Origin of the sequence: Paludibacterium sp., from assembly GCF_019232825.1 — a bacterium.
Classification (GTDB): domain Bacteria; phylum Pseudomonadota; class Gammaproteobacteria; order Burkholderiales; family Chromobacteriaceae; genus Paludibacterium.
In genome coordinates, this window is record NZ_JAFAND010000093.1 from 14,551 (window position 1) to 26,554 (window position 12,004).

General features: G+C 62.4%; 12 protein-coding genes and 1 pseudogene. 8 read left to right on the forward strand and 5 right to left on the reverse strand.

Annotated features, from left to right (window positions below):
• Positions 1-204 precede the first annotated feature (204 nt).
• A complete protein-coding gene (locus JOZ06_RS12340) occupies positions 205-588 on the reverse strand; it encodes a CZB domain-containing protein (RefSeq protein WP_293232896.1) in 384 nt (127 codons plus the stop codon).
• Positions 565-969: pseudogene (locus JOZ06_RS12345) on the reverse strand (methyl-accepting chemotaxis protein); the annotation flags it as partial. The pseudogene JOZ06_RS12345 and the gene JOZ06_RS12340, both read right to left, overlap by 24 nt.
• Positions 970-1,458: 489 nt before the next feature.
• Here JOZ06_RS12345 and JOZ06_RS12350 point away from each other — a divergent pair.
• The 3 genes from JOZ06_RS12350 to JOZ06_RS12360 all read left to right on the forward strand — a co-directional run bounded on the left by JOZ06_RS12350 (position 1,459) and on the right by JOZ06_RS12360 (position 2,663).
• Positions 1,459-2,037: an HD family hydrolase gene (locus tag JOZ06_RS12350; protein WP_293232834.1), complete on the forward strand. Its 579-nt coding sequence runs from the start codon at positions 1,459-1,461 to the stop codon at positions 2,035-2,037.
• A 94-nt stretch (positions 2,038-2,131) separates the two neighbouring features.
• A complete protein-coding gene (locus JOZ06_RS12355; protein WP_293232836.1) occupies positions 2,132-2,380 on the forward strand; it encodes a hypothetical protein in 249 nt (82 codons plus the stop codon).
• 100 nt (positions 2,381-2,480) lie between these two features.
• Positions 2,481-2,663, forward strand: coding sequence for a hypothetical protein (locus JOZ06_RS12360; RefSeq protein ID WP_293232838.1), 183 nt, complete (start codon positions 2,481-2,483; stop codon positions 2,661-2,663).
• 45 nt (positions 2,664-2,708) lie between these two features.
• On the opposite strand, the gene JOZ06_RS12365 is transcribed toward JOZ06_RS12360, so the two are convergent.
• The 3 genes from JOZ06_RS12365 to JOZ06_RS12375 all read right to left on the reverse strand — a co-directional run bounded on the left by JOZ06_RS12365 (position 2,709) and on the right by JOZ06_RS12375 (position 6,187).
• On the reverse strand, positions 2,709-3,116 hold the full coding sequence (locus JOZ06_RS12365) for a hypothetical protein (RefSeq protein ID WP_293232840.1): 408 nt from the start codon (positions 3,114-3,116) through the stop codon (positions 2,709-2,711).
• 6 nt (positions 3,117-3,122) lie between these two features.
• The gene (locus JOZ06_RS12370) at positions 3,123-4,406 is read right to left on the reverse strand and encodes a patatin-like phospholipase family protein (protein WP_293232842.1); all 1,284 of its coding nucleotides are present in this window, start codon (positions 4,404-4,406) and stop codon (positions 3,123-3,125) included.
• Between the two features lie 233 nt (positions 4,407-4,639).
• Positions 4,640-6,187: a sensor domain-containing diguanylate cyclase gene (locus JOZ06_RS12375; protein ID WP_293232844.1), complete on the reverse strand. Its 1,548-nt coding sequence runs from the start codon at positions 6,185-6,187 to the stop codon at positions 4,640-4,642.
• Positions 6,188-6,384: 197 nt separating this feature from the next.
• Between JOZ06_RS12375 and JOZ06_RS12380 the strand changes: the two genes are divergently transcribed.
• From JOZ06_RS12380 to JOZ06_RS12400, 5 genes are read left to right on the forward strand one after another with little or no spacing between them, the layout of a single operon-like run.
• Positions 6,385-7,017, forward strand: coding sequence for a TetR/AcrR family transcriptional regulator (locus JOZ06_RS12380; protein ID WP_293232846.1), 633 nt, complete (start codon positions 6,385-6,387; stop codon positions 7,015-7,017).
• 9 nt (positions 7,018-7,026) lie between these two features.
• Positions 7,027-8,016, forward strand: coding sequence for a secretion protein HlyD (gene hlyD, locus JOZ06_RS12385; RefSeq protein WP_293232848.1), 990 nt, complete (start codon positions 7,027-7,029; stop codon positions 8,014-8,016).
• A gap of 1 nt (position 8,017) precedes the next feature.
• Complete coding sequence (locus tag JOZ06_RS12390; protein ID WP_293232850.1) at positions 8,018-9,763, forward strand: ATP-binding cassette domain-containing protein; 1,746 nt, start codon at positions 8,018-8,020, stop codon at positions 9,761-9,763.
• The gene (locus tag JOZ06_RS12395) at positions 9,760-10,887 is read left to right on the forward strand and encodes an ABC transporter permease (RefSeq protein ID WP_366814758.1); all 1,128 of its coding nucleotides are present in this window, start codon (positions 9,760-9,762) and stop codon (positions 10,885-10,887) included. Before JOZ06_RS12390 ends, JOZ06_RS12395 begins: the two co-directional genes overlap by 4 nt.
• An 8-nt stretch (positions 10,888-10,895) precedes the next feature.
• Positions 10,896-12,002, forward strand: a complete 1,107-nt coding sequence (locus tag JOZ06_RS12400) for an ABC transporter permease (RefSeq protein WP_293232852.1) — start codon at positions 10,896-10,898, stop codon at positions 12,000-12,002.
• Positions 12,003-12,004: the final 2 nt, after the last annotated feature.

The window sequence follows — 12,004 nt, forward strand, 5'->3', positions numbered from 1 at the left end:
ATGTATTGTTTTTAAGCCTTGTGTGACGCAAATTCTAGTGGTCCCAATTCGCCTATTCAAGTATTGACAAAGGAATTTTCATGATTGAAAGCCACAATCCCTTGTGGCGAGAGGCGGCAAGGCGCGCCAGATATAGCGTCGGCGCCGGAGGGTGTGTTGCAGGAAGGGTACGGCGGCGGGCGTGAGTGCGCCCGCCGGGAGGGTTTAACGGTTGCCGACGGGCGCTTCGAAGCTGTCGAGAATGTCGGTTACGCGACCGGATGCCTGTTCCATGGCGGCCAGGTGGGTGCGCACGGCAGCGAAGTCCTCGCGTGCATAAGCCTCGATGACGGCACGCCCGCATTCGTGAACTTGTGCGTGTGGCTGATCGAGGTCTCTGTAGCGCGGATGATGGCTGTATTCGCTGGCGCCGCGACCTTCGCGATACCATTTTCCCAGGCGGCAGCCATGGTGGTCGGAGAGTTGTTCGGGCGTCAATGTTTGCAGGCCGAGCAGCGCTTTGTAGATGCCGAGTTTGAATACCAAATGGTCGAACTTGACGACTTCCAGAAAACTGGCGTGGGCGCTGTGGCCAATAGCGTTGGCCATGTTCTCTGCGTTGTTGGCCAATTGGCGGATTTCGGCCGAGGTACGTTGCGCTTCGTCGAGGAAGCTGCTGGCGTTGTCTGCCGACGCGTTGACTTGCGCTTTGGTATTTTTTGAAGCGGTTTCGATGCCATCGACCAGGGTGGCGATTTCTCCGGTGGCGAGCGAGGTGCGCTCGGCCAGTTTGCGCACTTCGTCGGCCACGACGGCGAAACCGCGGCCCTGTTCGCCGGCGCGCGCGGCCTCGATGGCGGCATTCAGCGCCAAGAGGTTGGTTTGATCGGCGATTTCGCGGATGAGTTTGACGAAGCCGGCGATTTCGCCGCTTTTCTGTGCCAGCAGATCCATGGAGCTGGCCGTGCTCTGCTGGTGAGTGGTGATCTGACTGAAGGCGGAAAGCATGGCGTCGAGGGAATGGCGCACGTGCGACAGCTGCGCCAGCGAGCTGCTGGCGTCGCGATATTCGTCGTCCAGGCCGGCCGACAAGGAGGCAATGGTATTGCGCAGCACCTCGGTGGCTTGAAGCGACTGATCGAAGGCGCCGACGTAGCTGTCTCGGCGCTCGCTGAAAAAGGTCAGTTCCTTGCGCACGGCGGCAAGTTCGGCGCTGTGGTCGGCTTGCGCCGCTTGCTGGCGCAATGTTTGATTGTCTCGTTCCAGCTCGGCAATGCGGGTTTGCAATGCCTCTATTTGTTTTCCCTTGCCAAACATTTGCGCTTCCTTTTGCTGTTATTGGAGTAGAACGGCGCACGCCGGCCGGAGCGGCGCGAAGGAACCATTATGGCCAAAAACCATTTTACTAGAAAGGTTATTGGCGCTCGGCGAAGGGGGTGAGGGGGTGTGATACCATGGCGCTTTGTCTCGGAGGCCGCGATGCAGCAAATCATCGATTTCATTCTGGAGCTGGACAAACTCAAAGGCGTGACGCGCAAAACGCGGCCGCTGGGATTGTCCCGCTATGAGAATTCGGCCGAACACAGCTGGCAGATCGCGCTGTTGGCCTGGTCGCTGGTCGAATACGCCATCGAGCCGGTGGATATCCACCATGTGATCAAATTGCTGCTGGTGCACGATATCGGCGAAATCGACACCGGCGACACCATTGTTTACGCCGAAGGCGGTTGGGCCGAGCGCAAGGCGGAGGAGTTGAAGGCGGTGCAGCGGATTTTCGGGCTGCTGCCATCGCACCAGGCCGAGCCGTTGCTGGCCTTGTGGCAGGAGTTCGAGGCCGGCGAGACGCCGGAAGCCAAGTTTGCCAACGCCGCCGACCGCGCCATGCCGTGTCTGCTCAATCTGGCCAATAACGGCCAGAGCTGGCGCGAAAACGGCATTCGCTACGAGCAGGTGATCAATCGGTTGTCGGCGCCGATCAGCGAAGGCTGCCCGGCGTTGTGGGTTTATATGAAGGAAAAACTCGACGCGGCGCGCGAGCAGGGGCTCTTCGGAGCCTGATAGCAAGGCAACTTTTTAGGTCGATTTCTTTCTGTTGTGATAGGCGGCTCGTGACGCGGCGGGCCGCCTTGTTTTTTACATGGATAGGAGATCGATGATGTCTACCGAAGTCGTGGTAAGGACGTGCGGCTATATTTTTGACGATGAGGGCGGTGTTTTCTTGATTCCCGGACACGCGTCCCGCTGCGGCGAGCGCGCCGATGATGGCGGCAATGTGGCGAGCAGGGGGCAAAACGGGCTGCAGCAGGCGTCGTCATTCGACTTCGACGGGGTTGTTGCGCTGAATTTTGACGACGGCGTGCTGGGCCGTCTGCTCGACCAAAGCATCGGCCCCTTCTATTAGCCAGGCGGCGCAACTTTTCCGATGATCTCCGTTCCTTCGTTCTAGCGGCTGGCAGTCAAGGCCGCCTTATCCTTGTCACGAATGCTTGATGGAGATCGACATGGCTGAAAAGGCTTTTAGCATGGACGCACACTGGACCTTAACCGATGGCGGCGGGATGTTACTGCTTCCCGATCGTGATCCGGATTGCGCCGATGCGCCGGCTGGTCTATTGACCGAAACGGCGTCGGAATCGGCATCGTTGAGCCGCCTGCTGGAACAGGGCGCGGCCGCTTGGTGGTAATCGTTTTTTTCGGCTTTGCCGGGCGCCGTGGGCGCCCGGCGCATTTCAGCGCCGCGCCAGTGTGCGATTCCACATGGCGGCTTGGCGTAACAGTTCGGCCAGCCCTTCGCGCAAACGCTCGCGGGTGAACAGGGTTTCCGGCATCAATTTGAACACCACCAAATGGCGCGTCTCCGGCAGGATGCCCAGGCCATACCCCGCACGCAGCGGTTCGGTCGCGGCTTGACCAATGGCGAGCAGAACCTCGGCCGGCAGGCTGTCGTCGATTTCCACTCCCAATAACCCGGTCAGGCTGATCAGATGTTCGGCCGCATTGTGGTGAAGGTGCAAGACTAGCGGCTGTTCGTCGCTGTCGAGCAGGGTGATCGCGATCTGATCGTCGTAGAGCCCGGCTCGATCGATTTGCAGAACGTCGCAGGCGATGGCCCGGAATTCGGTGGCAAGGAGGGTCATGGGCGGCTATCCATACTTTCTGCGGTTCAGTTCCAGGTCTTCTTGAGCGATGTCGTGCATCTCCACGCTAGGCGTTTCGCTTTGCTGCCGGCGGTAGTAGTGAAAATCCCGCGCGCAACGGTGACTGATGTGCGCCAGGTTGGCGCGCGCTTTCTTGGTGTCGGTCAGTGCGACCTCGGGCTGGAGGTAATGCACGCCGTAGCGTTCGGCCAGCAAATGATCGGCGCGGCGGCGTTTGTACACCGGCTCGTCGCATAGCCATTGCTTGATCTTCTCACCGAAGCTCAAAGGTTTTTCGTGGATGCGCTCATTGCCGTCGAACGACAGAATCAGATTGCTTTGCGCTTGCGTCAGGTAGCGGAACGGCAGGTTGTTGTGTATGCCGCCATCGCGCAGTTTGACCATGCCGTTCTTGTTGGGGAACTGCGGCGGCAGGTTGGCTTCCGCCAGGCTTGCCGCCACCGGTTTTAGCAGCACCGGCAGCGCCGCGCTGGCCAGGCCGGCTTTGTAGATCGGCATATCGGGCGTGGTGTCGCTTGATAGCTTCACCTCCGAGGTCAGATTGTGTTTTTTGTCGATGAGGCTGGCGGAGATGAATAACGCCTTCAAGGTTCCCTGCGCTGCCGGCGTGTCGCCGACGCGGTCTTTCAACGCCGCCAGCTGGGCAAAGGTGATGCTTTCAATTTTGGCGTCCCAGTCGCCGTCGCTCGCTTGGGCGCCGATGATGTCGGGTAGGTGCGTCAGGTAGGGGGCGCGTTTGAGCGCGTAGAGAATTTTGGCGCGTAGGCTTTGTTCGAGCACTTTCTGCTTCAGGGTGGCGGGCTGGTCCTTGAACGCGGCGCGCAGTTCGTCCGCCGATAGGCCGATGGCGAATGCGATCGCGGTGAGCGCTCCGGCGGAGGCGCCGGAAACTTGCTGGACGTGCCGGATCTGCTCATGTCCCAGTTCGTCGACGATGCCGAGATAGCCGAACCCTTTGGCGCCGCCGCCGCTGAAGCAAATGCCCTGGTAATGGCGATCGACCGGCAGTTGAAAGTCGGCGTGTTTTCGCGGGTCGTTGAGAATGGCGGCGATGGTGGTGCCTGCATGGCCGGCGGTCGCCGGCGCGCGGTTGAAGAAAGTCTCCAACTTCTTTGCGGCGCGTTCGAGCTGAATGACGGTGAAGTCGCCGTCATGATGGCGGACGATTTTGTAACGTGCGCCTTCCAGGTCGAGGACCGGCTCGGTCGAGGCTTGGCATTGACGATAAAAGTCGTACAGCACGCGGTGGTCGTGGCGGCTGATCTGCATGGTTTATCCCTTCTGGCGGATAAAACAAAGGCAGACCAGGGAAATGGCGCGTGGTTCGCCCTCGGCGCACATCGGGTTTCCGGCCGACGGCATGTGGGCGCATTGGCCGACGCCGTCCGCCGGGCCCAAGGGCTAGCCTGGCAAATGACCCCCTGCGTCGTTGGGCGGCGCACTGCCTTCGGCGATTGCGCCAACGCCGCCACGAAGCGGGACCAGGCGTTACAACGGTAGTACTAGTAAAAGCGCGGCAAGCTCAGGTTGAGTTTGGACTGATACATGGCGCTATCGGCGTCTTGCAACAGGGTTTCGGGCGACTCGTGAGTGCCGATGAACAGGCGGATGCCGATGCTGGCCGAGGCGAAGTAATCGACGTCGCCCAGGCTGAAGCACCGGTTGGCGGCTTGATGCACCACCATGGCCATGTCTTGCGCATGGTCGAGCGCCTGTTGGCGGTCAGGCCCGAGATCTTCCAGCATCACCACGAACTCGTCGCCGCCGAGGCGGGCGACGGTGTCGCTCTTGCGCACGGTCTGACTGAGGCTTTCGGACAGCGCCACCAAGAGCCGGTCGCCAGCGCTGTGGCCGTGGCGGTCATTCAATTGCTTGAATTTGTCCAGGTCGATGAACAGCAATGCGGCGTAGCTTTCTTGGCGTTCGCTGGTGCGTTGCGCCTGCTGGATGCGGTCCATCAGCAGGCGGCGGTTGGGCAGCATGGTCAGCGGGTCGTGGAAGGCCATCTGGCGCAGCTGATCCTCCAGACGTTTGCGCTCGGTCAGATCGTTGAATTGCAACAGCAGATGGGTGGTGCCCAGGATCGACGACGGGTGGATGCGGCAATCGAGCCAAATCGCACGCCCCGAGGGTGTTGTGGTGTGAAATTCGCACCGGGCGCTTTGGTGGGCTTCCAGCGCCTGCTCGCAGGCGTCGAGCAGGCCGGCGTCGCGCCAGCGCCCTAGATGACGGAAATTTTGATCCAACAGTTCGGCCCTTGGCGTTTCCACCAACTGCACATAGGCGTCGTTGACCAGCACGCAGTGGCCGTCATCGCGGTAGACGGCGGTGGCCAGCGGCGAGTTGACCAGGATTTCGCGGTTGAAGCCCAGCGTTTCGACAATGCGGTCGTGCATGCGCGAGGAGATCACCAACACCATGGTGAGCGACATCCAGATATTGAACAGCAGCCCGTAAAAACCGGGCATGGCGATAAGCATGCTGGTGGTTTTTGTGTAATCGGGGCTGATCGTGGCGGCAGGCGATACCCAGGCGCGGGCGAAATAGAGCAGAAAACCCGCGATCTGCAGCCCGATGGTAAGCCGCAGCCAACCGGCCAGTTGGTGGTCGCGGTGTTGTGCCAGTGTCCAGCCGTAACCGGCGTACCAGCAGCCCATGATGAACGAAACCCAGATGAGCCGCGCCGTCAAAGACGGTTGAATGGCGACGTACCACCAGCACGGCAGCGCGGCGATCACGAAGGCGGCGACCGGCAGCCAGGTTTCGAAGCGGCGCTGCGGCCGTCGCATCAGACGTCGCAGCGCGACGAGTTTCCATGATTCGCCGGCGGCGAACAGGCCATTGCCGATAGGGATGGTCCAGACGGCAATGGCGGGCTTGCGCAAATACAGTTCGATCGCGCCCAGGCAGAGCAAAGCCAAGGCGATGCCCCAATCCCGCAGACAGCGCTCCTCCGGCAAATGGCGCCAGACACCGAACGAGCATGCGGAAAAAACCGCGCTGCCGACGACGGCAAGGGCGGCGATGGTGGGAATGTCGAATACCAGCAAGGATGCGCGTCCGTATTGTTTTGTCGATTTATATATTAATTGGGGCCGATTGTATCTCACTCACATGACATTACTAGTGCGGACTAACTGATGACAGTGGTTTTATTGCCCGGCCTTCATAATATCGCCCGCACAGGGCCTTGTTTCCTTAAAAATATACGACTTGCATTATTTATACGCATGTATAAAATGGAAATATGACTAATCGATCATCATCAACACGCCAAGTTTTGCTAGACGTTGGCATGGAAATGGCGCGGGAAACCGGACTGCGCGGTCTGACGGTGCGCGGGCTGGCGGCGCGCGCCGGGGTCAATCCGGGCGGCTTCGTCTATCACTTCGGCAGCCGTGACGCTTTTTTGTCAGCGTTGATCGAAACCTGGTATCAGCCGTTGTTCGCTCAGCTGCAGTGGCGTCAGGAGCAAGGTGTGACGCCACTGGCGCGGCTGAGGGGGATGCTGCTGCAGCTCATGGGTTTCATGGTCGAGCATCGGGTGTTTGTCGCGCACTTGTTGCAGGACGTGGCGGCGGGCGAAACCGTGGTGATTGCTTTTGTCCGCTCGCTGGAGGCACGCCACCCGCTATTGCTGTTACGTGCCATCCGCGCGGCGCAGGAGTCGGGTGAGCTTTGTCGCGCCGATCCGCTGCGGCAGATGTTGTTTTTGATGGCGACGTTGGGTGGGCCGGTGTTGGTGGCGCAAATGCTGGCCGGCATGCCGGGCTTGCCGGAAAACTGGGTGCGCATCGAGGGGGAGCTCGCGGTGGATCGTGCGGCGATCGAGCAGCGGCTTGACTGGGCTTTGAAGGGGTTGCGGGCGGATCAGGGTTAAGGGGTGAACATGGAAAAGAGAAAACGCATCCTGATAACGGTAGCGGTCATTGTGGCGGCGGCGGGCGCCGCCTGGGGAGTATGGACGGCGACGCGGCCGCAGGCGCCGTTGCTGCTGTATGGCAACGTCGATATTCGCCAAGTGAGTCTGGGTTTCCGCGTGGCGGGGCGAGTGCAGTCGCTGGCATTCGATGAGGGCGACAACGTGCCCGCCGGCGCGGCGCTGGCGCGGCTGGACGACGAGCCGTATCGCCACGCGCTGGCGGAAGCGGCGGCCAATGTCGCGGCGCAAAAGGCCAAAGTGGCGCAAATGGAAGCCGGCTACCGACCGGAGGAAGTCGCGCAGACCGCGGCCGCGGTGGCGCAACGTCAAGCGGCGTTGACCGATGCCGAGGCGGCGCTGACACGGCAGGCGGCGTTGCGCGGCACGGGGGCGACGGCCGAGCGCACTTATGACGACGCGCTCTCGGCGCGCGATCAAGCGCGGGCGCAATGGGCGGCGGCACAAGCGCAGTACGCGCAATACCGCCGTGGTTACCGCCAAGAAGACCGTGACGCGGCCAAGGCGGCGCTGGCGCAGGCCGAGGCGGCGCTGGCCGGCGCCAGGCTGCAGTTGAGCGATACCGTGCTCAAAGCGCCGCAGGGCGGCGTGGTGATGACGCGCGCGGCCGAGGCGGGGGCGATACTGCCGGCCGGCGCGACGCTATTCACGCTGTCGTTGAACGCGCCGGTGTGGGTGCGCGCCTATGTGTCCGAGCCGGACTTGGGCCGCGTGGCGCCGGGCACCAAAGTGTGGGTGGCCACCGACGGTCGACCGGATCAACCGTACCACGGCGTTGTCGGTTACGTGTCGCCCAGCGCCGAATTTACACCGAAGAACGTGGAGACGCCGGATCTACGTACGGGGCTCGTCTACCGGCTGCGGGTTGTAGTGTCGAATCCGGACAGCGGCTTGCGTCAGGGCATGCCGGTGACGGTGCGTTTGGCCAACGGACAGTGACATGGACGGAATGATCGTCGCCGAGGATTTGGAGAGACGGTTCCCGGGATTGGCGGAGCCGGCGGTGGCGGCGTTGTCGACGACATTGCGCGCCGGAGAGATCACCGGGCTCGTGGGGCCGGACGGCGCCGGCAAGACCACGCTGATGCGGATGTTTGCCGGGCTGTTGCGGCCGAGCGCCGGGCGTTTGCGGGTGGCGGGTCTCGATCCGATCCATCAGGCGGCGGCGCTGCACCAAGTGGTGGGTTACATGCCGCAAAAGTTCGGCTTGTACGAAGACCTGACCGTGTTGGAAAACCTGGTGCTGTACGCCGATTTGCGCGGGGTGGTGGGCGAGGCGCGCAGGCAAAGTTTCGAGCAACTGCTGACGTTTACCGATCTCACCCGGTTTACCGCGCGGCCGGCGGGCAAACTGTCCGGCGGAATGAAGCAAAAACTGGGTCTAGCCTGCGCGCTATTGGGGCGGCCCAAGGTATTGCTGCTGGATGAGCCGAGCGTGGGGGTGGATCCGATTTCGCGCCGCGAGCTGTGGCGCATGGTCAATGCCTTGGCGGACGAAGGCATGGCGGTGGTGTGGAGCACGTCGTACCTGGACGAGGCCGAGCTCTGCCATGAAGTGCGGCTGATGAATGCCGGGCGCATGGCGTACGACGGCACGCCGGCCGAACTCGCACGGCGCATGGCCGGGCGCAGCATGCAGATACGCGGTATCGCCGGCAACCGGCGCCGGGTGTTGACGCGCGCGCTTTCCGATCCGGCGGTCATCGATGGCGTGATTCAAGGGCGCGCGGTGCGTCTGGTACTGGCCGAGGCCGGCCGTTTGCCGGATCTGGCCACCTGCGGCGCCGGCCCCGAGGCCGAACTGGTCGAGGTGGCGCCGCGGCTGGAAGATGCCTTCATCGATATCCTGGGCGGTGGGCCCGGTGGGGAATCGGTGCTGGCCGAGGTGATGCCGGCCAGTGCGTTGCCTGCGGGTGTGGAAGCGGAGGCGGTGATCGAGGCGCGCGCGCTGACGCGTGCCTTCGGCGATTTCGTCGCCACGGACCATGTCACGTTCAAAGTCGCGCGTGGCGAAATTTTCGGTCTGCTCGGACCGAACGGCGCCGGCAAGTCGACCACTTTCAAGATGATGTGCGGCCTGTTGACGCCCAGCTCGGGCGATGCCCAGGTGATGGGCATCGACCTGAAAAAGAGCGCGAGCCAGGCGCGGCAGCGGCTGGGCTATATGGCGCAGAAGTTTTCGCTTTACGGCAAGCTGTCGGTGGCGGCCAACCTGCGTTTCTTTTCCGGTGTCTATGGCCTGCGGGGCGCGGCGCAGCGCGCCAAGATCGACGAGATGGTGCGGGTGTTCGCGCTCGGACCGTATCTGGACACGGTGCCGAACGATCTGCCGCTCGGTTTCAAGCAGCGCCTGGCGCTGGCATGCGCGTTGATGCACGCGCCGGCGATCTTGTTTCTGGATGAACCGACCTCGGGCGTGGACCCGGTGACGCGGCGCGAATTCTGGACCCATATCAATGGCCTGGTGGAGAAGGGTGTGACGGTGATGGTGACCACGCACTTCATGGATGAGGCCGAATACTGCGACCGTATCGCGCTGGTATACCGCGGTCAGATGATCGCCACCGGCTCGCCCGATGACCTGAAGGCGCGCGCCGTTAGCAGCGCGCTGCCTGACCCGACGATGGAAGACGCCTTCATCCATCTGGTGGCGGCGAGCGACGCGGCGCGGGAGGCGGCATCATGAACCGGATCTCCTGGCGCCGGCTGATGGCGCTATGCCGCAAAGAGAGCTATCAGATCGTGCGCGATCCGAGCAGCGTATTGATTGCCTTTATTCTGCCGGTGCTGCTGCTGTTCATTTTTGGTTTCGGCGTGAGTTTGGACGCCAGCCGCATGCGCATCGGCATCGTCAACGAGGACGCCACCGCCGAGTCGCAGGCCTTTGCCGACGCGCTCTATGGCTCGCCGTATGTTCAAGCGGTGTACGGCCATTCGCGGCAAGAAATGATCGAATGGCTGCGCGCCGGCAAGGTGCGCGGGGTTGTGGTGCTGGCGCCTGATTTCGCCCGCCGGCTGGCGACGAGAAATACGACCGCGCCGGTGGTGCTGATGACCGATGGCGCCGAACCGAACACCGCGCATTTCGTCGCCGCCTACGTGCAAGGTTTGTGGCAGGTGTGGCTGACCGAGCGCGCGCGCGCCGCGGGCGGTCAAGTGTCGTCACAGATCGAGATGGCGCCGCGTTATTGGTTCAACCCGTCGACCGTGAGCCGCAATTACCTGGTGCCGGGGTCGATTGCGGTGATCATGACCATCATCGGCGCGCTGTTGACTTCGCTCGTGGTGGCGCGCGAATGGGAGCGCGGCACGATGGAGGCTCTGCTGTCGACGCCGGTCACCAAAGCCGAGTTGCTGCTGTCGAAAATTCTGCCGTACTACCTGCTGGGCATGGTGTCGATGCTGATCTGCCTGATGGTGGCGGTGTGGATTCTGGCCGTGCCGTTCCACGGCTCGCTATTGGTGTTGTGGGTGGTGTCGAGTCTGTTTCTCGGCAGCGCCTTGGGGCTTGGCTTGCTGCTGTCGAGCGTGACGCGCAATCAGTTCAATGCCGCGCAGGCGGCGCTCAACGCGGCATTCCTGCCGGCGACGATGTTGTCGGGCTTCGCTTTCGAGATTGCCAGCATGCCGGCGCCGGTGCGCGCGGTGACCTATTTGATTCCCGCGCGTTATTTCGTCAGCGCGCTGCAGACGCTGTTCCAGGCCGGCCAGGTATGGCCGGTGCTGTGGCGGCAGATGGCGTTCTTATTGGTGTCGGCGCTGTTCTGGCTCGGACTCGTGGCGCTGAAGACGGCGCGCCGGCTGGATTAGGGGGCGACATGGGCTACCGCTTGTGGACGTTGATCGTCAAGGAACTGCAAAGCCTGCTGCGCGACCGCCAAGGGCGGCTGTTGTTGATCATGCCGGTGTTGATCCAGGTGTTGGTGTTCCCGTTTTCCTCCACCTTGGAGGTGAAGAACAGCACCCTGGCGGTGCTCAATCAGGATAGCGGCGCGGCATCGGTGGAGCTGATTCAGCGCTTGGCCAGCACCGGGGCCTTTTCGCACGTGTTGCTGGTGCATGGCGATCAGGCGCTGCGCGAGGCGATCGACGAGCAGCGCGCGCTGTTGGCGCTGCGTTTTCCCGAGGACTTCTCGCGCCGCCTCGCGGCGGGGCGGGCGGCGCCGCTGCAGGCGCTGATCGACGGCCGCCGCTCCAACGCGGCGCAGATCGCTTTCGGCTACGTGCAGACGGTCGTCACCGGCTACGTCGACGATCAGTTGGCGGCACGCGGCGCGGCGCCGCCCTCCGCGGTGGTGGTGCAGAATTTGTATAACCCGAATCTCGAATACCGCTGGTTTGTGCTGCCGAGTCTGGTGGCGATCATCACCACCATCGGCGCGATGATCGTGACCGCGCTGTCGCTGGCGCGCGAGCGCGAGGAGGGCACGTTCGAGCAACTGCTGGTCTCGCCGTTGACGCCAGGGCTGATCATGGTGGGCAAAGCAGTGCCGGCGCTGATCGTCTCGATGATTCAGGGCAGTATCATCGCCGCGGCGGCGGTGTGGGGTTACGGTGTGCCGTTCACCGGCTCGCTGTGGCTGCTTTACGGGGCGATGCTGTGCTATGGCCTGTCGCTGGTGGGTTTCGGCCTGCTGATTTCATCGGTGTGCGCCACGCAGCAGCAGGCGTTTCTAGGCGTGTTCAGCTTCATGGTGCCGGCGGTGGTGCTGTCGGGTTATCTGGCGCCGGTGGAGAACATGCCGGCGCTGCTGCGCTATCTGAGTTTCATCGATCCGCTGCGGCATTTTATCGTGATCGTCAAAGGCTTGTTCTTGAAGCAATTCGACGCTGCCTTGGTGTGGCCGAGCTTGTGGCCGCTGTTGTTGATTGCCGTGTTGACGCTGGCAACGGCATACACGGTATTCCGGCGCCGGGTGGCATAAGC

Excerpts from the sequence above, each read along its gene's own strand:
- JOZ06_RS12340 (WP_293232896.1), bottom strand. The coding sequence starts at position 588 with ATGGCCAACGCTATTGGCCACAGCGCCCACGCCAGTTTTCTGGAAGTC.
- JOZ06_RS12350 (WP_293232834.1), top strand. The coding sequence starts at position 1,459 with ATGCAGCAAATCATCGATTTCATTCTGGAGCTGGACAAACTCAAAGGC.
- JOZ06_RS12355 (WP_293232836.1), top strand. The coding sequence starts at position 2,132 with ATGATGTCTACCGAAGTCGTGGTAAGGACGTGCGGCTATATTTTTGAC.
- JOZ06_RS12360 (WP_293232838.1), top strand. The coding sequence starts at position 2,481 with ATGGCTGAAAAGGCTTTTAGCATGGACGCACACTGGACCTTAACCGAT.
- JOZ06_RS12365 (WP_293232840.1), bottom strand. The coding sequence starts at position 3,116 with ATGACCCTCCTTGCCACCGAATTCCGGGCCATCGCCTGCGACGTTCTG.
- JOZ06_RS12370 (WP_293232842.1), bottom strand. The coding sequence starts at position 4,406 with ATGCAGATCAGCCGCCACGACCACCGCGTGCTGTACGACTTTTATCGT.
- JOZ06_RS12380 (WP_293232846.1), top strand. The coding sequence starts at position 6,385 with ATGACTAATCGATCATCATCAACACGCCAAGTTTTGCTAGACGTTGGC.
- hlyD (WP_293232848.1), top strand. The coding sequence starts at position 7,027 with ATGGAAAAGAGAAAACGCATCCTGATAACGGTAGCGGTCATTGTGGCG.
- JOZ06_RS12390 (WP_293232850.1), top strand. The coding sequence starts at position 8,018 with ATGGACGGAATGATCGTCGCCGAGGATTTGGAGAGACGGTTCCCGGGA.
- JOZ06_RS12395 (WP_366814758.1), top strand. The coding sequence starts at position 9,760 with ATGAACCGGATCTCCTGGCGCCGGCTGATGGCGCTATGCCGCAAAGAG.
- JOZ06_RS12400 (WP_293232852.1), top strand. The coding sequence starts at position 10,896 with ATGGGCTACCGCTTGTGGACGTTGATCGTCAAGGAACTGCAAAGCCTG.